At 55.5% G+C, this 22,212-nt stretch carries 12 protein-coding genes; 8 read left to right on the top strand and 4 right to left on the bottom strand.

Annotated elements, in window-relative coordinates; translation table 11 throughout:
- Positions 1-25: 25 nt before the first annotated feature.
- Positions 26-1,126, bottom strand: a complete 1,101-nt coding sequence (locus tag HYU99_05070; protein ID MBI2339720.1) for a Fic family protein — start codon at positions 1,124-1,126, stop codon at positions 26-28.
- Positions 1,127-1,435: 309 nt separating this feature from the next.
- Between HYU99_05070 and HYU99_05065 the strand changes: the two genes are divergently transcribed.
- The 6 genes from HYU99_05065 to HYU99_05040 all read left to right on the top strand — a co-directional run bounded on the left by HYU99_05065 (position 1,436) and on the right by HYU99_05040 (position 7,630).
- Positions 1,436-2,608, top strand: a complete 1,173-nt coding sequence (locus HYU99_05065; protein MBI2339719.1) for an outer membrane beta-barrel protein — start codon at positions 1,436-1,438, stop codon at positions 2,606-2,608.
- 283 nt (positions 2,609-2,891) lie between these two features.
- Positions 2,892-4,070, top strand: a complete 1,179-nt coding sequence (locus HYU99_05060; protein MBI2339718.1) for an outer membrane beta-barrel protein — start codon at positions 2,892-2,894, stop codon at positions 4,068-4,070.
- A 105-nt stretch (positions 4,071-4,175) separates the two neighbouring features.
- Entirely contained in the window at positions 4,176-4,844 is a 669-nt protein-coding gene (locus HYU99_05055) for a dTMP kinase (protein MBI2339717.1), read from the top strand.
- A complete protein-coding gene (locus HYU99_05050; protein MBI2339716.1) occupies positions 4,792-5,646 on the top strand; it encodes a DNA polymerase III subunit delta' in 855 nt (284 codons plus the stop codon). Before HYU99_05055 ends, HYU99_05050 begins: the two co-directional genes overlap by 53 nt.
- Positions 5,643-7,211, top strand: coding sequence for a methionine--tRNA ligase (gene metG, locus HYU99_05045; protein ID MBI2339715.1), 1,569 nt, complete (start codon positions 5,643-5,645; stop codon positions 7,209-7,211). Before HYU99_05050 ends, metG begins: the two co-directional genes overlap by 4 nt.
- Positions 7,208-7,630 (top strand): DUF2283 domain-containing protein, encoded by a 423-nt coding sequence (locus HYU99_05040; GenBank protein MBI2339714.1) that lies wholly within the window; start codon positions 7,208-7,210, stop codon positions 7,628-7,630. The genes metG and HYU99_05040 overlap by 4 nt, the downstream gene beginning before the upstream one ends.
- On the opposite strand, the gene mfd is transcribed toward HYU99_05040, so the two are convergent.
- Positions 7,615-11,259, bottom strand: a complete 3,645-nt coding sequence (gene mfd, locus HYU99_05035; protein ID MBI2339713.1) for a transcription-repair coupling factor — start codon at positions 11,257-11,259, stop codon at positions 7,615-7,617. The genes HYU99_05040 and mfd overlap by 16 nt on opposite strands.
- Positions 11,260-11,304: 45 nt before the next feature.
- Here mfd and HYU99_05030 point away from each other — a divergent pair, with 45 nt between their 5' ends.
- Together HYU99_05030 and HYU99_05025 are read left to right on the top strand one after the other, a co-directional pair.
- Positions 11,305-12,684: a hypothetical protein gene (locus HYU99_05030; protein ID MBI2339712.1), complete on the top strand. Its 1,380-nt coding sequence runs from the start codon at positions 11,305-11,307 to the stop codon at positions 12,682-12,684.
- A gap of 166 nt (positions 12,685-12,850) precedes the next feature.
- Positions 12,851-15,094: a LysM peptidoglycan-binding domain-containing protein gene (locus tag HYU99_05025; protein ID MBI2339711.1), complete on the top strand. Its 2,244-nt coding sequence runs from the start codon at positions 12,851-12,853 to the stop codon at positions 15,092-15,094.
- Here the strand turns inward: HYU99_05025 and HYU99_05020 are convergent.
- Together HYU99_05020 and HYU99_05015 are read right to left on the bottom strand one after the other, a co-directional pair.
- On the bottom strand, positions 15,089-16,861 hold the full coding sequence (locus HYU99_05020) for a hypothetical protein (GenBank protein ID MBI2339710.1): 1,773 nt from the start codon (positions 16,859-16,861) through the stop codon (positions 15,089-15,091). The two genes, HYU99_05025 and HYU99_05020, sit on opposite strands and share 6 nt — an antisense overlap.
- Positions 16,862-17,014: 153 nt before the next feature.
- The gene (locus HYU99_05015; GenBank protein MBI2339709.1) at positions 17,015-22,057 is read right to left on the bottom strand and encodes a sigma 54-interacting transcriptional regulator; all 5,043 of its coding nucleotides are present in this window, start codon (positions 22,055-22,057) and stop codon (positions 17,015-17,017) included.
- Positions 22,058-22,212 lie beyond the last annotated feature (155 nt).

Genomic DNA, 22,212 nt, shown 5'->3' with positions numbered 1-22,212 from the left:
CAATCTCACCGCGGTTGAGGTCGTCTCATTGCTTGAGCAAATAACCCGTGCTTCGGCCTCCGCCCAAGTCTTTGACCAGAATTTTCCGATCGAGCAAATCCTGGATGTCGCGCAGTGCGGTGTCCTGCGAACACTTCGTGATTTTGGCCCACTTGGATGAGGTGAGTCTGCCGACAAACCCGTCCAGAAGCCTGTTAAGCATGATCTGCTGGCGCGCATTTAACGGCGTTGCGCGGTGAGATTCCCAAAACTGCGCCTTGTTGAGCGTGGATTTGAGCGTGTTTTCCGTTTCAGCCAAGGCATGATCCAGACAGTTCAAAAACCAGGCAAGCCACATTGTAATATCCAGCCCCCCTTTCTGCGTTTTCTCCAGCATGTCGTAATAGGCCCTGCGCTCCTGCCTGATTTGCGCCGACAAGCTGTAAAAACGGCGCCGGCTCCCCTCGGACCGCGCCAACTGCATGTCGGCTATGGCCCGCGCGATGCGGCCGTTGCCGTCATCGAACGGATGGATGGTCACAAACCACAAATGGGCCACCGCGGCCTTGACGACATCGTCAATGGGAATCTTGCGGTTAAACCAGGCAAGGAAGCGGGCCATTTCGGCATCAAGCCGCGATGCCTCCGGCGCCTCAAAATGAACGCGCTCACGGCCCATCGGCCCCGAAACAACCTGCATCGGCCCCCTCTCGTCCCCGCGCCAGGCGCCCACGGTTATTTTGTGCATACCGCTAAAGCCCGTGGGAAACAGGGCGGCATGCCACCCCCACAGGCGTTTTTTGGCAAGCGCCTCGCTGAAATTTTGCGTCGCGTTCAGCATCATTTCGACAACGCCGTCGACGTGACGATCGGCAGGGACCAAACCGGCGATATCCAACCCCAGACGGCGCGCGATGGAAGAACGAATCTGATCCGGATTTAAAATTTCCCCCTCGATTTCACTCGACTTCAAGACATCCAGCGTGAGAATGTTTAACGAGGCCTCGGTTTGCAGGTTGAAACCGAGCGCCTCCATGCGCCCCAACAATTTGCCCTGACGATGGCGGACGGAGGCCAAAAGGCCGGATAATTTTTCCTGATCCCAGGTAAAATTGGGCCAGCCGGGGCGCTGATGGATGCAACGAATTAATCTCCGCATATTACGCGGAGATTATAAACCCTATTCACCGCATGGGCAAGATTATTCTCCGCATAATGTGCGGAGAAGAGGGAAACCCCGCCGGTTTTCAGGGTTCATCGGCGCCGACGAGCTGGCGGAACACCTCGTCAAACCGCGAAAGCCACCCTTTGCGCGTCGCGTTATTTTCTTCTTGACGAACCGGTCAACTTCCCATAAAAAGGCGGGCAACAATAGGCAGTACCCGTAGTCAACCTTTCGTATCCATTCAGATTGTTGATTTAAAGCAGTCAAACCATCAATCAAGGAGAGAACCAAATGAAGAAACATCTTTATCGTGCCCTTTTCGCGGCCTCGCTGGTTGCGTCGGGCACCGTATGGGCCAACGGTACTCCGGCTCCCGAGCCGGTTGCCGGCGGTCTTGAAATCAGCGGCAATGTGACGATTGTCAGCGGCTATCAGCATGACGATCAGGACGCCACGGGCGGCGCCTTGGGCGGGATGGGTGATGTCACCTTCGCCACCGCGGCCAATGCTGACCATTTTCGTTTCATCGTCGATCAGGTGGAAATCGATCTCCAAAAAAGTTTTGGAGAGAATATCCGCCTGCGCGCTGATATCGATTTCGTCGATTTTGCCAATACCAACACACGGGTCGCGGATGCCTACGATCTGGAACAGGCCTATGTCACCGCCAACCTGGCGGCCGGCAACGGCATCGAATTCCTGATCGGCAAGTTCAACGCCCCTGTCGGGGTGGAATCGGCCGACCGGGCGGACAACTGGTTCATTTCGTACCAGTTTCCGTATCGTTTCCTCACCCCCACTGCGTTGATCGGTGCCAAACTCTATTATGCGTTTAGCGACCTGATCGATCTGCACTACGCGGTGACCAACGATCTCAACGCCAACGGCTTCGGCGATTCCGCCATTCCCGCCAGCTTGTTCCGGTTGGGCTTCAACTGGGGCGAAGAAGGGCATGAATCGACCGTCGGCATTTCGGGCGGTTTCAGCCCTGAAAGCGATGCGGCGATTGCCGGCGGCGCCTCGCAGAACGCCCACTGGGATTTCTTCGGCGACCTCGATGCCTTGATCGCCGTGAGCGATACCTGGACCGTGGCCTTCGAAGGCGTTTACCGCCAGAGCGACAACATTGTCGCCGCCTCCAAGAACCAGAAGGCGATTGCCGGCTGGATCGGAACGAACTGGCAGATCAACGATGCCTGGGATTTCAGCATGCGCGGCGGCTGGATGTGGGAAATCAACCCCATTACCGGCAGTGGCGCCTCCACCACAGGCGGGTTCTGGAACGGGACCGCGGCGACGGGCCACGAAGGGAATACCTACAGCGGTCAGTTGGGTACCGGATATATGATCACCGATGGAGCAAAGATGAAGCTGGAATATCGCTTCGACTTTGCGGCGGTGGCTGGCCCAGCGGCTAATTCGGACTATCATTCTTTGATGGCCGAGTTTGATTATAGCTTCTAACCGGAAGTTAGGCTAACTACTCGATATTATTAGATTTAACAAAAAACCCCGACCCGCTTTAGGCGGAATCGGGGTTTTTTTTGTTAAAATCCCCCCAACCCCCCCCTTTGTCAAAGGGGGGCAAGGGGGGATTTATTTCCTTGACATATAATTTAATATAATTAAACTTAATTCCACTTAATTTTGTAACAGTTCCTAATCGACCAATATTATTACATTATATTTATATTTGGTAGAGAAGGAGTGAGTTGGTTTTAAAACCATCAATAAAGGAGAGACCTATATGATAAAAAGGATAATGGCAGGCGCGCTAACAGGTACCTTCCTGTTTGCGGTCAGTATAAGCGCATGGGCCAATGGAACTCCGGCGCCGGAGGCGGCGGCGGGGGGGTTGGAGCTGTCCGGCAATGTGACGGTTGTCACCGGCTATCAGCATGACGACCAAGATGCCACCGGCGGCGCCTTGGGAGGCATGGGTGATGTCACCTTCGCCACCGCGGCCAATGCCGACCATTTTCGCTTCATCGTCGATCAGGTGGAGTTGGATCTCCAAAAGAGCTTTGGGGAGAATATCCGCCTGCGCGCTGATGTGGACTTTGTCGACTTTGCCAACACCAACACCCGGGTAGCCGACGCGTACGATCTGGAACAGGGCTATGTCACCGCCAACCTGGCGGCCGGCAACGGCATCGAATTCCTGATCGGCAAGTTTAATGCCCCGGTGGGGGTGGAATCGGTTGATCGGGCGGACAACTGGCTCATTTCATACATGTTTCCGTACCGGCATCTCATCCCGCGTCAGGTGATCGGCGCAAAGCTGTACTATGCCTTCAGCGACCTGGTCGATTTCCATTTCGGCGTGGTCAATGACTTGAACGCCAATGGCTTTGGCGATTCGGCCATTCCCGCCAGCTTGTTCCGGTTGGGCTTCAACTGGGGCGACGAAGGGAACGAATCGACCATCGGCATTTCGGGCGGTTTCAGCCCTGAAAGCGATGCCGGGGTTGCCGGCGGCGCTTCGCAGAACGCCCACTGGGATTTCTTCGGCGACCTCGACCTGATGATCGCCGCCTCCGACACCGTGACGGTTGCGATGGAAGGGGTCTATCGTCAGAGCGACAATATCGTTGCCGCCAGCAAAAACCAGAAGGCGATTGCCGGCTGGATCGGCCTGAATTATGAGGCCAGCGACGTGTGGGATGTGAGCTTCCGCGGCGGGTGGATGTGGGAAATCAACCCTATCACCGGCTCGGGCGCCTCCACCACGGGCGGTTTCTGGAACGGGACCGCGGCGACGGGTCACGAAGGCAACACCTACAGCGGCACGCTGGGCGCGGGTTATCAGATTGCCGACGGCGCGAAGATGAAGCTGGAATACCGCTTCGACTTTGCGGCGGTTGCGGGCCCTGCGGCCAACTCGGACTATCATTCGTTATTGGCCGAGTTTGATTACAGCTTCTAATTCGGCTCCAAGGGTAAAGAAGATTTGCAAAAGAACCCCGGTCCGCCTGTGGCGGATCGGGGTTTTTTTGTTTGTCACGCCCCTTGTTAATGTTATGTAGGGGCAATGTCTCTCTTCATCACATTCGAAGGCATCGAGGGTTCGGGCAAAACAACCCAAATCAAGATCCTTGATGATATCCTCAAGCTCCGCGGCTATGAGACGGTGTTGACGCGCGAGCCGGGGGGAACCGCCATCGGCGACCAGATCCGAACAATCCTCCTCGACTCCGAAAACACCGGGATTCTGCCGCTCTGCGAGCTGTTTTTGTATGCCTCCGCAAGGGCCCAGCATGTCCAGCAGGTCATCGAACCGGCGTTGGCCGCCAAAAAGATTGTCCTTTGTGACCGCTTTACCGACGCGACTTTAGCCTATCAGGGCTATGGAAGGGATTTTTCGCTGGAGATGATTTCCGCCATCAACCATCTGGCGGTGGGAAAGCTGAAACCCGGGCTCACCTTCCTGATGGATTGCGATCCCGAAATCGGATTGAGGCGGGCCCGTGAGCGGATCGCCACGCAGGTGCAAAAATCAAGCGAAGACCGTTTCGAAAATGAGGCGTTCCCTTTTCACGAAAGGGTGCGGGAGGGCTATTTGGCCATCGCCCGTGCCGAGCCGGAACGGGTGATTATCGTCAACGCCAACCCCGATGTGGAGGCGGTGCATCAGGAGATTGTAAAAAATGTTTCAAATGCCCTTCATTGGCCACCAAAAAAACTGGGAACTGCTCCTTAAGGACGCCGCCCAAAACCGCCTCCCACCGGCTTATCTGTTCTATGGGGCGCCAGGCATCGGCAAAAAAAAGGCGGCTCTGGCTCTTGTTTGTCGGCTCTTTGGCCGGGAGGCGGGGGAAAATACCCACCCCGATCTGCAATTCATCCAGCCGGACGGGAACACTATCAAAATCGAGGCGATCCGGGCCTGTCAGGAAAGGCTTAAGCTTGCCCCTCTGGAGGCCCCGCTCAAGGTTGTTCTCATCGACGAAGCCGACTCTCTCACCCGCCAAGCCGCCAACAGCCTGTTAAAAATCCTGGAAGAGCCCCCCCATAGCACCCTTTTTATCCTGATCACCTCCTCCCTCTTCCGGATTTTGCCGACGATCCGTTCGCGTTGCCGGCGCCTTTTCTTTTCGACGCCGCCGGTGGAAGAAATGGCCGAAACACTGGCTGTCTCGCTGAATTGGCCCAGGGAAAAGATCCGTGAAATGCTCCAGTATGTCGATGGCTCGGCCGGTCTTATGTGCGAATTGGCTGGAAGCGAGATGGCCGGGGCGATTGAAAACTCCGGGCGCCTGTTGACGAATGCGTCCCGTTCATTTACCGACATTGTCCAATGGGGAGACGAACTGGCAAAAAACAGGGAGATAAATATGAACCTCCTTCTGGAGGTGTTGAAGAAACGCCTCTTTCGTGAAATGGCTGTGGAAAATAAATTATCCGACCTCGCCAAGATCGACCGGATTTCCCAGGCCCAGCGGGATTTGGACGGAAATGTAAACAAGGCGCTTGTTTTGGAAAATTTGATGATGGAGTTATGAAAATCTTTCTCACCACCGCCATCGACTACGTCAACAGCCTCCCCCACATCGGCACCGCGTACGAAAAAATCGGCGCCGATGTCATCGCCCGCTTTCGCCGGCTTTGCGGCGATGAGGTCCTCTTCCAGATGGGAAACGACGAACACAGCGCCAATGTTCAAAAAGCGGCTGAAGCGGCCGGGCTCCCCCCAAAAAAATACTGCGACGAGATGCGGCCAAAGTTCGAGGCGATCTGGAAAAAGCTCCATATCTCGTATGACCGGTTTATTCAGACAAGCGATCAAAATAAACATTATCCGACCGTCTATGAGTTTTTTGATCGGGTCAACAAGGCGGGCGATATCTATCAGAAGGATTACGAAGGGTGGTATTGCGAATCATGCGAGGCTTTTTACACCGAAAAAGATCTGGAGAACGGCCTCTGCAAAAATCACCAAAAAAAACCGGCGTGGATCAAGGAGAAGAATTATTTCTTCAAATTGAAAAAATATGAAAAGGCCCTTTTAAATCACATCGAGGCCAATCCTGGCTTTATCCTCCCGGCCAAGCGAAAAAATGAGGTGGCGAGTTTCATCAAACAGGGATTGGAGGATTTCAGCATCTCCCGCAGTACTTTTACATGGGGCATCCCGGTGCCGCTCGACAAGACGCACGTTTTCTATGTCTGGTTTGACGCCCTCATCAATTATCTTTCGTGGCTGGGACTTAAATCGCTGGATGACCTGAAAGACAACGAGTACTGGAAAAATGTCATGCACATCGTGGGAAAAGATATCACCCGCTTTCACTGCATCATCTGGCCGGCGATGCTGATGTCGGCCGGTCTTCCCCTTCCAAAAACAGTGTTCGGTCATGGCTTTGTCTATCTGCGCGGTGAAAAGATGTCCAAGTCTTTGGGAAACGTCGTGACACCGCTCGATATTCTGGAAAAATACCCCGACTTCGGGGCCGATGCGCTTCGCTATTATCTCATGCGCGGCTCCAGCTTTGGCGACGACGGCGATTTCACCTGGGATGGTTTCATTGAACGGTACAATGCGGATTTGGCGAATGGAATCGGAAATCTTGCTTCGCGGATTTTGGGGATGGTGTGGAGGTATCAGGGGGGGAGTGTTTCTCCCCGCCCATTTGAGGAAAGCCAGGAAGATTTAATTTTTAAAGCCAATGAGGTTTGGGAATATCTCAAGATTGATTTATCAATCGACGAGAAGGACCCCACAGATATTCGGCCTCATCGTGCCTTGGAGGCGATCTGGAGATTTATTAGCGCTATTGATCAATACATAGACAGGCGGGCTCCCTGGCAGTTGGCCAAGGATAAGAAAGTGGACGATTTGTCACAAATACTGACTCTTTTAGTTGAATGCGTCCGGCGGCTTTCCATTTTTTGCGGTATTTTTGTTCCCGACGCCTCAAAAAAAATCTGGAGAGCTTATGGATTTGACAAATGGAAAAATTTTTCCGACATTCGGGCTCCCGATCAGTTTGATTCTCCCCTGAGCAAGATGCCTCATAAATTGACGGAACTGAAACTCAATCTTTTTCCCAGGATTCAGGTCATATGAAAGTGATCATCGATCCACATACACTGGAAAGGGCCGAGGAACGTGGCACAACTGAGGATGAAATCATTGATGTGATTCAAACGGGATTGCCTATTGCCGCCAAATATGACAGGCAGGGAAAAGCAAAAATTTTTCCGTACCGGAAAAAACGTCAAAATAAATATTACGAACAAAAGAAAATTGAGGTATACTACGTCATAAAAATGAATATTTCCTACAACGATAAGAACGATCTCCTCTACATTCGTCTCGACGACAAGAAGCAGGCCGTGATCAATCGCCGTGTTTCAGATGATGTTGTTCTCGATATGGGCGAAAAGGACAGAATCGTCGGCATTGAAATTGTCAATGCCTCCCGGCGCGTAAGTCTCGACAAGCTTTTTCCAGTTCAGTACGAAGCCCGTCATGCGGCGCCCTGAATCCCTCCTGGCCCCCCTTTTTCAAAGGGGGGGATGTGGATGAGCATCTCCGAAAGGTTTTCCCTCACCGCCTCAAAAACCTCCCCCTCCAATTTTTTCCCCGTATCAATCACAAACTTCCCATTCGGCTGAACCCGGTATTTCTTCGGTTCCTTTTTGACCTTTTCCAAAAAGTATTCGGTCGGGATCCGGCTGGAGGGGTCCACCTGCACGGTCAGGAGTTGGTCCTTGAAGGCAACCGAGTTGAGCCGGAGTTTTTTGGCCAAAATCTTGATCCGCATCAGGGCAATGAGATTTTTTGAGGGTTCGGGGAGGGGGCCAAAACGGTCGGCCCATTCTTCCGCCAAGTTCAGGCAGAGAAGTTCGTCCTCCACCATCGCCAACTGTTTGTAGAGCTGAAGACGGAGCGAGGTGTCGGCGATATAATCCTCCGGCAGGTAGGCCGAGATGTTGAGCTTCAACTCCGGATCGATTTCCTCCTCCGTCTCTTCCCCCTTCAACTCCGCCACCGCCTGTTTCAAGAGCGAAACATAAAGATCGTACCCCACAGCATGGATCATCCCCGATTGTTCGGGGCCGAGGATATTGCCGGCGCCGCGGATTTCCAGATCGTACTCCGCGATTTTAAATCCCGACCCCAGTTCCGTAAAACGCTGAATCACGCTCAATCTCTTTTTGGCATCCTCCGTGATCAGCTCGTCGTCCGGCACCAGAAGATAGGCGTAGGCCCGGTGCGACGACCGGCCGACCCGCCCCCGCAACTGGTAGAGCTGGGCGAGGCCGAAGTGATCGGCGCGGTTGATGATGATGGTGTTGGCGGAAGGGATGTCCAGCCCCGATTCGATGATGGCGGTACAAAGGAGGACCTCGAATTTTTTTTCCATGAATCCGATCATCACCTCTTCCAGATCGTCCTCGTTCATCCGGCCATGGGCGATTTCTATTCGGATCTCGGGGACCGTTTTTCGGAGCTGGTCCCGCATCTTTTCGATCGTCTGGATCCGGTTGTGGACAAAAAAGACCTGCCCCCCGCGCCCCATTTCGTGCAAAATCGCCTCGCGAACGGCCCCCGAATCCCACCGCGTCACATAGGTGCGGATGGAAAGCCGGTCGGCCGGCGGGGTGTTGATCACCGAGAGGTCGCGGATGCCGACGAGCGCGAAGTTGAGCGTTCGGGGAATGGGGGTTGCCGAAAGGGTGAGCACATCCACCAATTTTTTGAGTTTTTTGATCTTTTCCTTTTGCGCCACGCCAAAGCGGTGCTCCTCGTCGATCACCAAAAGCCCCAGATCGCCAAACCGCACGTCCGTCGAAAGAAGCCGGTGGGTGGCGATGACGATGTCGGTTTCTCCCTTTGCCAGTTTTTGGACGATTTTTTTCTGTTCGGCGGCGGTCTGAAAGCGGGAGAGAAGTTCCACGGTCACCGGAAAATTTTCGAGCCGTTTTTTGAAGGTCTCAAAATGCTGAAAGGCCAATATGGTGGTGGGAACCAGAACCGCCGCCTGTTTTTTGTCTTCCACCGCCTTGAAGGCGGCCCGGATGGCGATTTCGGTTTTGCCGTATCCCACGTCGCCGCAGACAAGCCGGTCCATCGGCCTTGTTTCCGTCATGTCGGAAATGACATCGTCGATGGCCTGAAGCTGATCGGACGTTTCTTCAAACGAAAAGGTCGCCTCAAATTCCTCGAAGAGTTCATCGCGCGGAGAGAAGGCATACCCTTTCTGGGCCTGACGGACCGCCTGCAGTTCCAAAAGTTCCCGGGCCAGCCTTCTTGTCGCCCGTTTGACCTTTTCCCTGGCCCGCTTCCACGACGTTCCCCCCATCTTGTCGAGCATTGGGGGATGCCCTTCTTTTGCGGCATATCGGGTGATGAGGTTCAGTTTGTCGACCGGAACATAAAGTCTGTCTCCGCCAAGATATTCCAGCAGAAGAAAATCGTTCTGCACGGAGTCGAGCTTCAGCGAGACCAGTTCTTTGTAAACGGCGATGCCGTGGTCGCGATGGACGATAAAATCGCCCGGTGCAAGTTCAGAAAAGGAAAAGATCGGCTCACCGGTCGGTTTTTTTGAAAGCGTTCTCCCCTTTTGCCCGAAAATCTCCTCGTCGGTGATCCACCACTGATCACCTAACCAGCCGCACAGCGGCGGTGAGGGGGAGGCTCCGCCGGCTTTGCCGGCGGAGGGGGCGACGCGAGCCCCTGAAATAGCCCAGTAAAAACCCTCCGAGATCGGGCCGGGAACGATCTGGATAAAGGGGGATGGATCATTCCCTTCGAGGGCGCTCTGAACGGCCCGTCTGCTTTCATGCCCGTCGGTCAATTTTAAAAGGGGGATTTCGTAGCGGGCCAGAAGATCGCTCAACCGTTCCTGTTGGGCAGGCGAACCGGAGACGAGAAAGAGACGGCATCCCTCGATCCGGCGCTGATTCAAAATATCCGCAAGGGGCTTTAACCCCTGTTCGCTGACATGACCAAGGGCGAGTTTTGTCTTGAGGAGGGCGTTTGATTCCATCGTCAACTGAAGAACCTCTTTTCCTGTTTCCGCAAAATCCATCCTCGAAAAATAGCCAAGACCTTCGTCGATCTCCCCCGTCGTCAAAAAAATTTCCTCCGGCGCGAACATTCTCTCGATACTCGTCGATTTTTCTTGGTGTTCGCGATGTTCTTCAAGCTCCTTTTCCCACCGGCTCACCAATTCCTCCCCACCCACAAGACAGACAATGGCTTCCGAGGGGAGATAGTCGAAGAGGGTCCCGCCCGGGCCACTGGCTCCCCCGGGATAAAAGAAGGGGAGAAATGTTTCGATGCCGTTAAACGAGAGCCGGTGGGCCATTTTTTCCGCGACCCAGTCGCGTTCCGGCTTGGGAATATCATGGTCATCGGCGAGTTTCTTTAAGCCGCTCTTCCAGTTCTCCCCCAGTTCGCTCAAAAGAATTTCACGGGCGGGGAGGAGCGCCATGGCTTCCGTTTTGTCTTGTGATTTCTGGCTGACCGGATCAAAAAACCTGATCGACTCGATCGTGTCGCCAAAAAACTCGAGCCTTAAGGGGAGAGGGTGCGCCGGAGAAAAAATATCAACAATGCCCCCGCGGACGGCAAAGGTTCCCCGGTCTTCAACCAGCGGGACGCGCTGATAGGCAAGGCCTGCCAGGGTTTCAATCAGGGAGTCGCGGGAAATTTCTTCACCAGCCGCCAGCGTTTTTGTGCGCTCCAGAAGGATCTTGCGGGGGATTGTTCGTCGCGTGAGGGCATGCAGGGGAACAACGGTGAAAAAGGGATCTCTTCGGCGCGTGAGTTCCCAAAGAAGATTCAGCCGCTCCATGATGACATCGGGTTGGGGGGAAAGATTGTAGTAAGGGAGGATGTCCAGCGGTGGAAAAAGGCGCACCTGTACATCGGCGGAGGCGAAAAACCGGAGGTTCTGTACCAGCCGGGCGGCCTCTTTTGCGTCGCGGGTGACCGCGACGATCGGCCGCTGAATGCGGTCGATCAGGCGTTTCAGAATCAGCGCCTTTGAGGCGCCGACGGCGCCGGCCAGACCCGTTTTTTGCCCCGCAATTTTCAGACGGTCAACAAGTGCATCAAACAAATTCTGCACGATAAACCGCGACAGCTTAAGGCACTTTCCCAATTTTGTCTATCTCTCCGGGCCTTATCGATGGTATCATGATCAGGTATGTCGAATGGAGATCTGCCGATTGCAAAACCGGGCGTTCCCCCCGAAACAGCGGCCCCCGCCGAGTCGAAGGTTGAGGAAAGAAAAAAAGAAGAGGCGGCAAGACAGGAGCCCCTTCGCCCCGATCAATTCAAGGATGCGCTTAAAGACGAGATTCTGCGTGCGCATCGAATGGTTCAAACCCCTCCCGAGTTGGGGAAAAAATACGACCGGAGCTTCCGGCCGCCGGTGAGAGAAGGCCCCAGGCCGGATGCGACGAGGCAGGCGCCAAGGCATAAGCCCCCCCCCGAACCGCAAAACTACCGGCGCCTCCTTCAGGAGGCGGTCTTCCGGCCTCTGCGCCAATCCCCCCTCCATCAGAGGATGGAGCAGAGGTCTTTGTCGCCACGGCAGGGGGACCCGCTCAACCGGCAGGAGTTGTCCCGGTTGATCCAACTGCGCCAACAGACCGCCGACCGGGCCAATATGCGGCGGGTGATTCGCCACGAAATCGATCTGCACCGCCGCCATGAATCCTCTTCCCGCAAAGGATTGCGGGCCGACATGCCGCGGGGCGCCGGGGAAGCGACGGCCCCTCTTCTTCAGAGGGCCGGCCAATTTCTGAATCGTCTCTCCAGGGGACCGGCCGAAACCCCGTTTGAAAAGATCCTTCAAAAAATCCTGCAAGGGGGCAGGGTGGTCCCCGAGCAGTCTGCGGGCAAATCGGTCGTCTCGGCAAAAAATCAGGCGGGATGGAAAACCTTTTTTGCCAATGCCCTCAAACTGGGGAGCAAAGAAACCTCCATTACCAAAAACTTAAGCGAACTGGCGGAGGCGATGTTTCGCGGGACCTATCAGTCAGCAAGCGGGCAGAAGGGATTGATCCTCGTTTCGGATCTTCGCTTTCTTTTGGGAGACAAGGTGGTTTCGGACAAATTTGCGCGACTGATGGTTGATCATCCGGATCTTCTTGCAAGGCTTGCACAAATGTCCCCCGGCGACCCGATTCCCGCGGAACTTTTGGCGTTGCTTGGCGCCGATATCAACTACCTCCAGCTCACCCATCTGGCCGAAGGGATGTCCACCGAGGCGCGGGCCGCCGCTCGCGAGGCGGCCCTGCAACAACTGCGAAGCCCCTCCAACCCGCAGACTTTGGGGAGGTTTGAGCAGATGCTCTTAAAAGGACGAAGCGCCGAGGAAGAACGCCAGCGGAAACGCTTAACAGAAGGAACCCCGTGGACTGGAGGCTGGTCCGCCTTGGGCGGATGGCCCGGTTACGATCCCCGTCAGGAGAGGGAAAAACGCCCCGGGCGCCCCCGTTTTTGGACTTTTTTTGTCTATTCCATCGGGACAATCCTGGCAATCATTGCCGGGTATGTTGTTTTTCGGGCCATTTTTTAACCCCCTCCATAAACCATCCCCCAATAAAAAACGTTGAATCGTTAAAGCCCTTTAGGCTATACTCTCAATTAATAAAGAAAATTGGATCATCCATATTACTGTTTCGGTAAGAAGGTTTTCAAGAAGTCTTAGACCCTTAAACCTGTTGTCCGGGCGGAGGTTGAACTTGAAATTCGCGGCATTCTTGAAAACCGGGGGGATTTTCTTTTTTTTCTCCTTCCTCTTTTTTGCCTGTTCGGCCGGCCAAGTCTCGACTTCCACCTCGCGTAACTATGAAGGCGCCTCTGACGAGTCGGACCGGTCCGACGAGTCCGATGCCGGAACCTTGGGCGAGGTCTTTGGCGGCCGCTCGAAGGGGGCAAAATCAACGGGGCGGATGGACGGCGTTGAATATCTGATCGGCCAGGATCTTGCCCTTCATGGAATCGAGCGGGAAGATCGGGAAATCCCCAAAATCCGGTCGATTCTTGAATCATCCTCCTCTGCCGGATCTTCCGGCGTCTGGCGGCCGCGGAAGTCAAACGACATCCCGATGGTCCACAACGCGCAGGTCGACCGCTGGGTGAAGGCCTTTACCGGTCCGTTGCGCAAAAATTTTTCCCGCTGGCTCAAGCGCGCCAGCCGGTATGGCCCGATGATCGAGGATATTTTGCGCGAGTATCGTCTTCCCCGCGATCTTATCTATCTCGCCATGATCGAATCCGGATTCAACCTCAATGCCTATTCGCGGGCCCATGCGGCCGGGCCGTGGCAGTTTATCCGTTCCACAGGGAAGCTCTACGGGCTGGATGCAGGCGCTTATGTCGATGAACGCCGCGACTTGGAAAAGGCCACGCGCGCGGCGGCGGAGCATCTCAAGGATTTGTACAAGATGTACGACGACTGGTACCTTGCCTTTGCCGCCTACAACGCCGGCGCCGGGGCGGTCAACCGCGCCATTCGCAACGCCGGAACGAACGATTTCTGGAAACTCGCAAACACCAAAGGGAAAAAACGCATCTTCCGCCAGGAGACAAAAGATTACGTCCCCCGGATTCTGGCCGCCGCCTATATTTCCAAAAATTACAAAAAATTCGGTTTTTCCAGCTCCCTGTTCGAGCCGGGTCTCGAATCGGAAACAGTCACCGTTCCCGATGCCACCGACCTCACGGTGATCGCCGAATGCGCCGAGGTTTCGCATGAAGAAATCAAGGAGCTGAACCCCTCTCTGGTCATGGGGATCACCCCGCCGGGGCAGAAGTTCACCGTTAATGTCCCCCGTGGCGCCGCCGATGCCTTCCGGAAGAATTACGCACAGGTTCCCAAGGATCAGCGCGTCCGTTTTGTCTATCACCGGGTGAAAAAGAGGGAGACGCTGGCGGGCATTGCGCGGCGCTACGGTGTTTCGAAGACGCAACTGGCCCAGTGGAACGGCCTTTCGGCGCGGGCCGGCACTCTTCGGAGCGGCGCCACCCTGATGATTCCCAAGAAGGGGGCGGCCTTCAAACTGAAGCCGGCGCCGCAGGAAGAGCCGGTACTCACTGCCACGCCACTGGTGGCCACGCCACTGGTGGCATCGGTGCCGACTGATAGTGTTGAGTCGGTGATTGCAACCCTCTCGCCCGAGGCGGAGGAAAAACCGGCTGTTGAAACGACCACCAGTGGCGTGGCCACCGGGGACATAGCCACCAGTGGCGTGGCCAAAACCCACCGCGTAAAAAAAGGGGAAACGCTCGGGGCGATTGCGCGAAAATACGGCGTCACTGTTTTCCAGCTTAGGGCCTTAAACGGTCTGGGGAAAAAAGGGATCATCAAGTATGGGCAGACCTTAAAGATATGGGAGCCGGATAAAGATACAACGGTTGCTTCACTGGCCACGGACGAAGGGCCTGTCCTGGAGAAAGAACTGCCGAGCGCTACGGAGCTGTTGGCTAGGCCACTGGTGGCCACGTCCCTGGTGGCCGAACAGGAGGCTTACGGGATAAAACAGGAGAAAAGCGATATCCCAAGCCGCTATGTCGTCCAAGAGGGGGATTCGCTCTGGAGCATCGCGCAGGCCTCGGGAGTCACGGTCTCCGATCTGGTCCGCTTTAACCCGGCATTGGCCGACGGCGAGACCATCAAGCCGCATCAGAAACTCCGCCTGACGGAAGAGATGGAACCGGAAAAGGTCGCGGTGAAAACCGCGGCAAAGAAAGGGTCAAAGGTCGCCGTCACGTCCGCGGTACCGGCTGTGGAAAAGGCAGGGGTCATCATCCACCGGGTGCGCCGGGGGGAGACGCTTTCCGGCCTCGCCAGAAAATACCGCGTCAGCGTCTCCCAAATCAAGAAGTGGAACGGCCTCACGCGCGATACGCTGTTTTTAAACCAGAAGATCAAAATCCACGCCACCGCCCCGTCCGCATCGGGCAAAAAAGTGGCCGGGCTATAAATCTTCCAGATCGATCGTCCTTAAGAAACCGGCGCCGTCCCCTTCGAGCCCCCGGCTTAAGATGAGAAGTTTTCCGGAGAGGGTCGGGGCCTCGGTGACGGACGATAAATCGGTGGTCAAAAGCATTGCCATGTCCACCGGACGAACCCCCACGATTATATCGCTTTCAATTTCAGTGTTCACGAAAGATTCTCCGTCCCCCTCCATGTCCACCCGGACCAGATGGATGGAATCGCCGATACCTCCCAGTTTTATGCGGGACGAAGGAAAGGCAACCGGCATGATTCGGGTTACCCCCGAGACGCGCGTGGGATCGAGGGCTTCGAGTTCGCCAAAGCCGCCGGTTATTCCCTCAATCACGTCAACCGCGAAGCCCCCCGTTTCCGCCGCCGTGTCCGGTATGACAATCATCCCCTCCGTTTGCGCGCCGGCTTCGAAACCGAATGTGCCGAACCAGAAACTTTTCCCCGGATCGGTCATGGAAGAGTGCATCTCGATTGCACGCAGGTTGGGATAATTCGAGGAATCAATGCGGTTGCAGAGGCCGTCTTTCACCGGCACCTCAACCAGATAAAAGCGCTCCTCCCCCGAGCCAAGAAGGAATCTTCCCAGAAAAAATCCCTCATCCCCCTTTTGCGAGATAAAGAAATCCTTGACGTTTGTCAGCCGGGCGCCGATCAGGTCCGAATCGAGCGTTCCAAAATCATACCCGATGGTTTTTTCCACCGCCATTGTTGTGCCGCTCATTGCCTCGTTTCCGTTGTCGATCAGCGCGAGGGGAGTGTCCGGATCGGAGGCCAATTTTTCGTCATCGAGAACAAAAAAGATGCGGTCGATATCCGACCGGCCCTCCAGGATGGAATCGACACAGGTGAAATCTTCACCGCTTGAGGGCGAAAAACTCGCCGGATAGTCAAAACTTCTCTGAACCACCACCTGTCCGGCAGTAAGCGAAGCGCCGGCGCTGTCGGTCAGGATGGTTACCGTCGGCGCATCGGGGGAAAGATCCAGTATCGCCGTCTGCTCATCCGTGACGGCCGCCACCCTTTTGTCGTTGTTGGGGATTGCGCCGATTGAAAGAGGGGTTCCGATCAATGCTGTCGAATAGGTTCCCGTTGAGGCGTCGTCCACGTTAAAGGCAATGATCCCGATCATACCGTCGCTGTCTTCGCCGAAAACGTAGGCGGTGGCTCTATTATCCGAAGTCAGGGCAACCCCCTCGATATCGAGGGGGTTGAGATCGCCCGTAACGGTAATATCAAAGGCAGGCGATTCCTCGCAGGTGTCGGGATCGAGATAGGTGATTTGAATGGTATCGCCGATCTCCGCCGCGATGCGGAGGACAAACGATCCGTCGTCATCGGCAACGACATAACAATCCTCGGTCGAACCGCCCTCCTCACAAAGCGGCAGATCAGAACTGCATTCGGCGCCCCCGGCGGGGAGCAAGTCCCTCCCGACGGCGGCATAGGCCTTGGAGCAAAGGAGATCGAGCGGATTGAAGAAAGCGGACGACTCTCCCACCTCCGCCTGAACCAGGGCTCCCCCTGGGACCGCTCCCGCATCTCCTTCAACCACCACAAAACCGCCGGCGTCGGGGGAAGAACCGACAACACAACCGTCCCCCTCGTCGCAACCCTCCGACGGCGGAGGGATCGAGACCTGCGGCAGAGCGCTCCCGCACCCGGCGGTGAAACCAAAACAAAGGGCTGTTAGGCCATAGGCCGCCAACAGGCAAGACAGAAATTTTCGCCTTGATCCCATCATAAAATAAGTGTTGCAAGAAAAATGCCAGCTAAAAGCCTTTTTGGTATCCATTTAACACCTTGAAATTACTTGAAAAATTAACCGATTCAGAAGAGGCCGTGAGCCCCTTCAATCAGCATATGTCTATAAAATGGAAAGAATAACTCTCCCTTGTTACGCCGCCTTTGCGGTCTTGATGATTTTATAAAAATATCCCTGCGAAACCCCCAACTGTCGGATCGCGGTGTAGGGTTTGTCGCCCGCCGCCTTGAGCGCCGCCTGAAAGACAAGCGGGATGTAATCCTTCAGAGACTTTCCCTTTTCGTAGACGAAGGGATCCTGGTAGACCGGGTTGTTCCGGTCGTCCAGACCGGATTCGTCGATTTTCTTGTACAGAGTTGAAGGTGAAATCCCGATCATCTCGGCAGAGGCCGTTTTTTTAAATTCATTGGTCTGGTAGCATTTGGCCAGAATCACCTTTTCATAATCGGCCCATGTCTTCTGCGGGTCGAATGTGTTGTGGGGATCAATCGCGACCCCTTCAACAGCTGTCATCTTCGACGACTGCAGAGACGATGAAGAGACGCCGGTTGTCGGCCCGCCGGCCCGAACCGCGGGATGGTTGGGGGGGATGGAGGAGGCGGCCAGACTGTCCCCCTCACGGAGGGCGCAGGCGACCGAGATCAGATTTTCCAGCTCCCTGACGTTACCCGGCCAGTCGTAGTTCAAAAGGATTTTCAGGAACGGAGGGGCGATGCGGACCGGTTTTTTGATTTTGTTCTCCTTCCGGAATTTTTCCACGAAATGCTCGGCCAAAACGGGGATGTCCTCCTTCCGCTCTGAAAGCGGAGGGATCGAAAGGGTGATCTGGCAGAGGCGGTAAAAAAGATCCTCGCGGAATTTTCCCTCGCCGATGGCGGCCTGAATATCGCGGTGGGAGGCCGAAACGACCCGCACATCCACCTTGAAAGAGGCGGTGTCGCCGATCGGCCGCACCTCGCTCTCCTGCAAAACGCGGAGAAGTTTCACCTGCAAAGACGTCTCCAGCTCGCCGATCTCGTCCAAAAAGAGGGTCCCGCCGTCGGCCTCGGCAATGAGCCCCTTTTTGTCCCGCGTTGCGCCGGTAAAGCTCCCCGCCTTGTAGCCGAAGAGTTCGCTCTCGATCAGGTTTTGCGGAATGGCGCCGCAGTTGATGGCCACGAAGGGCCGCGCGGCCCTCTGCGGATTGTTGTAATGCAGGGCCCGGGCGATGAGCTCCTTCCCCGTGCCCGAGGCGCCAAAGAGATAGACCGAGAGGTTCGTCTCGGTGATCTTGTCCAGAATCTTGAAAGTCTCCTGCATCGCCTTGCTCTTGGAGATGATCTGGCTGTAGGAATATCGGGTCAGATAGAGGGAGGTCTCTTTTTTGAGCCGCTCTTTGACCTCCGAAAGCTCGACGTTTGTCTGCTCCAGCTGTTTTTCCAGCCCCTCGTTGGCCTCGCGGTAGCCCTCAATCAGCCGCGCGTTCTCGATGGAAATCCCCACCTGGTCGCAAAAGGCCGACAGGACCTTCCGGTTGACGCCGGCGAAGGCGCCGGCCTGATAGCGGTTGTCCAGATAGAAGACGCCGACAATCCGGTTGCGCGAGCGGATGGGGAGGCAGAGAATCGATTTCATCTCGTTTAAAATGATCGAGTCGGACGACTTGAACTGTTCGTCCACGATGGCGTCGGCCAAAACCACCTCCTCGCCCGTTTCCACCACTCTGCGGGCGACGCTTGTGGAAAAGCGCGACAGCTCCTCGCTCATCGTGGTGTTCAGCGAGGCCGCAACCGAAAGTTCCCCCTCGCTCGTCAACAAAAGAATCAGCCCGGCCTCCGCCTTCGAGAGTTCCAGGGCGTAGCGAAGGACTATCTTCATCAGCGCCTCAAGGTTGTGTTCGGCGTTGATCATCTGATTGATGTGCAGGATGGTTTCAAACTCCGATGTTTCTTTTTTGGCCTCGGTGCTCCCGGCGTCGGTGTTCATGGTTGCCTCCTGGTGTAAATAGGTTTTTCGAAATTCCTTCAATTCCTCTTTTTCGGTGTCGGTTTTGGCCATTTGTACCGCCTTTTCGTAGTGCCTGACGGCCTCCTCTCTTTTCCCCTGCTGGGCGTACGTCTTGGAAAAATCGAGGTGGATGTAAAAGCGGTAGGGGGCCAGCGGCGGTTGTTCGCCCAAAATTTTTTCCGCCCTGGAAAGCAAAGCGAGCGCCTTCTCGAACTCGCCGGTTTCGCGGTGGACCTCGGCCAGAAAATCGCAGGCATTCAGCAGAAAAAACCAGATCTGGTAATTTTTGGGGTCGGCCCCCTCCAGCGTGTTGACGGTGTAGACAAGGTAGGAATAGGCGTCGGCGTACTGCTTTTGGAGGCGGAAGATGTTGCCCAGGTTGAGCGAAATGGCCGCCGCCGCCTCGTAATCCTCCTGCCTGCGGGCCAACGCCAGGGCGCGCTCGTAGTATTCGCGCGATTGGACGTACTCCTTTTCGTGAAAATAAAGATTGGCGATTCCGTTGTAGGCACGGAGCATCGTGTCGAAGCTGTCGATGCCTTTGGCGATCCGGTGGCACTCCTCGAAGGCCGAAATCGATTCGGCCTTGTCCCTCTCGCGCTCTTTCCCCGTGTGAACCATGATCATCTGCTGGTAGTAGAGATCGCCGTACAGGTAATGGGCGCGGGCCAGCCAGTAGGGGTTTTCGTTTTTCCGGAAAAAGGCGATCTGTTTGTCGATTTCGACCTTCGCCTCGCCGTATTTTTTTTGCAGAATCAAAACATAGGCAAGGTGGTTGTTGGCCACCCCGGTTTTTTCTTCCGCCGTGAACCCCTTTTCCCAGAGGAGCTGATTTTTCCGGAAAAGGGCCTCCGCCTCATCCAGTTTTCCCGATTTCATGAAAATGTTGGCCCGGTGGTTTTCCAGGATCATCCGGGCCGTCCGGTCGCCCGGTTTGAGCCCGGGGGGGCCAGCCCCGGGGGGGCCAGCCCCGGGGGGGCCGACCCCGACGGGATCAAGCCACCCGATGGCGGCGTCAAAGAGTTCGAGGGCCTTTGGATACTGGTCGAGCCGGGCGTAGAGGTCCCCCAGTTTTTCGTAGACGGCAATTCTTTCCTTCCCGGCGCCCCCGGCGGGGAGGCTACGGTCCAAAAGCCCTTTCAGATGAAGATAGTGGTTGATCGCCTCGGTGTACCTGCGTACCTTAACCTGGCTTTCGGCCAGCTGAATCTCCACGGCAATCTGGGTCTTTGGGTCCATTTTCTGCGCGCGGCCCCATGCGGTTTCCAGAATTTTTTCTGCCTCGCCAAACCCCCCCTTTTTGGTCTGCAGACCGGCCAGCTCGCAGAGTGCCGAAACCGCCTCTTTGTCGCCTGTCCCCTTGCCGCGATGAAGGAGAATTTTCTCTTCGGACCCCTTTGTTTTTTCGAGGTACCGGGCCGCCGCGTCGTGCATTTTGCGCCGCGCCTCGAGGGGGAGCCCTTCGTAGATCACGTCACCCATCAGGATATTCTTGAAAAAATAGCCTCCCTCGACGACCTGGCGCGAAAGGATGTCTTCGCGGGCCAGATTTAAAAGATGTGTTTGGGGGCGCCTGATTTCGGCAAGAAGTTCGAGGGTGGAAGGGCTTAAGGCCTCACGGAAGACGGCCATCCATTCGACGATTTTTCTTTCCTCGGCGTCAAGTTTTTCCAGGCGCCGGAGAAGAAGCTCGGAGACGGTCTTTGGGGCCTTTATTTTTTCAAAGTCGATTTTCATGTCCTCGAGTGTGGGACCGGCCCATCGGCCCGAGGCGTCGAGGAGAAGATCATGGCGCAGAAGCGTTTTGAGAAGCTCGGTGACAAACAGCGGATTTCCGCCGGTGCGCCGGAAAATTTCGTCCACCAGCCCGGGTGGCGGGTCGGCAAGCCCCGTGACGGCGGTCAGATAGGCGGCCAGTTCGACGGCATCGAAGGGGTTCAGCCGTATTTTTTCGCAATGGCTTAAGGCGGAAGGGGCCGTCGGCGCCGCCCACACGATGAGAACTTTCTTGTTGACCGAATGCGCGAGAAGCGCCCCGACCCGTTCGGCCGGGATATTTTCCGGTTCGTCGATCAGAACCATATAGGGGGGCGGATGGCTCCCCTCCTCTTCTTCCTTCAAAGAAAGAGTCGGCACATTGTGAAGCTGGGAGTAATATTTGAATTCGGTCAAAAGCCGCGACTTGCCGCTCCCAACTTCCCCCTCGACAATCAAAAGGCGGGGAAGGGTGGGACTCGAAGGCGAAAAAACGGTCTCGAACAGGGCGCGGAATTTCAGCATTTCCGGGCGCCTTCCCACCAGCGCCCCCTTCTCCGGCACATAGGAGAGGCGGGTCTCGGCGGTTTCGAACTCGTATTTTTTCCCCGCGAGAAAATTCAGGTCGCGGATGACCACCGAGGCCTCCGGATACCGGTCGGACGGGTTTTTTTCCAAAAGGCGCATGAGAATCAGGTCCCAGTATTTGGGAACCTGTGGATTCACCTCGGAGGGGGGCGGGGGTGTGAGTGTCTGATGGTTCTTGATTGTGTCCTGTGGTTTTGAGGCGGCAAACGGGTTGTTTCGCGTGAGGACCTTGTAGAGAACGACGCCGAAGGAATAAAGGTCGGTTCGCCCGTCGAGGTTGCCGCCGGCGGGAACCTCGGGGGCCATATAGGCGGGGGTCCCGCCAACCTTTTCCCGTCTGGACAGGGCCGAAAGGCCGAAGTCGATGAGTTTTGAAATCCCCCCTCCCCCCCCTTTGTCAAAGGGGGGTTGGGGGGGATTTTGCACGAGAATATTCTGCGGTTTGATATCCAGATGGTAGATGCCGCGACTGTGCAGATAATTAAGCGCCCTGAATACCTGCACGGCAAGCAGTTCGATTTCATCGATCGATTTCCCCTCGGTGGCCTTGAGAAAATCGGCCCCCTCCACCAGCTCGGAGGTGAAATAGTATTTCATCAAAAGGGGGTCGAAACCGAAGTCGAGGATGCGGGCGATGCCGGGGTGGTTCAGCTCCGATAAAATGGAGAACTCGTTTTTAAAATTCGCCAGCGCCTCCTCGCGCGAAACCCCCATCTGAATCCGCTTGAGAAACTTGAGCGCCTTTTGCCCACCGGCATCCTCCACCAGCAGAACCTCGCCAGAGAGCCCGCTTCCAAGCTCCCTGATAATTTTGTACCGGTTGTCCACCAGCCGGGGTTTGTTCATAAAATGATAGTGTATACAATTTAAACAAAATCGTACAGAATAAATATGTATATAAATAAAAACTGCCTCGGAGAGGTCGGGGGGATTATGAAATGCCGAAAAATCGGTTGGCGAGGATGCCGATGGCGTAGGCAACGGCGACGGGCGACGGCGAT

The sequence above is a fragment of the Deltaproteobacteria bacterium genome, assembly GCA_016183175.1.
Lineage (GTDB): Bacteria > UBA10199 > UBA10199 > UBA10199 > SBBF01 > JACPFC01.
This window is presented reverse-complemented; position numbering and strand designations above follow the sequence as displayed.

Bases quoted from the DNA above. Each gene is read 5' to 3' on its own strand.
- HYU99_05065 (MBI2339719.1), top strand. From the start codon at position 1,436: ATGAAGAAACATCTTTATCGTGCCCTTTTCGCGGCCTCGCTGGTTGCG.
- HYU99_05060 (MBI2339718.1), top strand. From the start codon at position 2,892: ATGATAAAAAGGATAATGGCAGGCGCGCTAACAGGTACCTTCCTGTTT.
- HYU99_05055 (MBI2339717.1), top strand. From the start codon at position 4,176: ATGTCTCTCTTCATCACATTCGAAGGCATCGAGGGTTCGGGCAAAACA.
- HYU99_05050 (MBI2339716.1), top strand. From the start codon at position 4,792: ATGTTTCAAATGCCCTTCATTGGCCACCAAAAAAACTGGGAACTGCTC.
- metG (MBI2339715.1), top strand. From the start codon at position 5,643: ATGAAAATCTTTCTCACCACCGCCATCGACTACGTCAACAGCCTCCCC.
- HYU99_05040 (MBI2339714.1), top strand. From the start codon at position 7,208: ATGAAAGTGATCATCGATCCACATACACTGGAAAGGGCCGAGGAACGT.
- HYU99_05030 (MBI2339712.1), top strand. From the start codon at position 11,305: ATGTCGAATGGAGATCTGCCGATTGCAAAACCGGGCGTTCCCCCCGAA.
- HYU99_05020 (MBI2339710.1), bottom strand. From the start codon at position 16,861: ATGATGGGATCAAGGCGAAAATTTCTGTCTTGCCTGTTGGCGGCCTAT.
- HYU99_05015 (MBI2339709.1), bottom strand. From the start codon at position 22,057: ATGAACAAACCCCGGCTGGTGGACAACCGGTACAAAATTATCAGGGAG.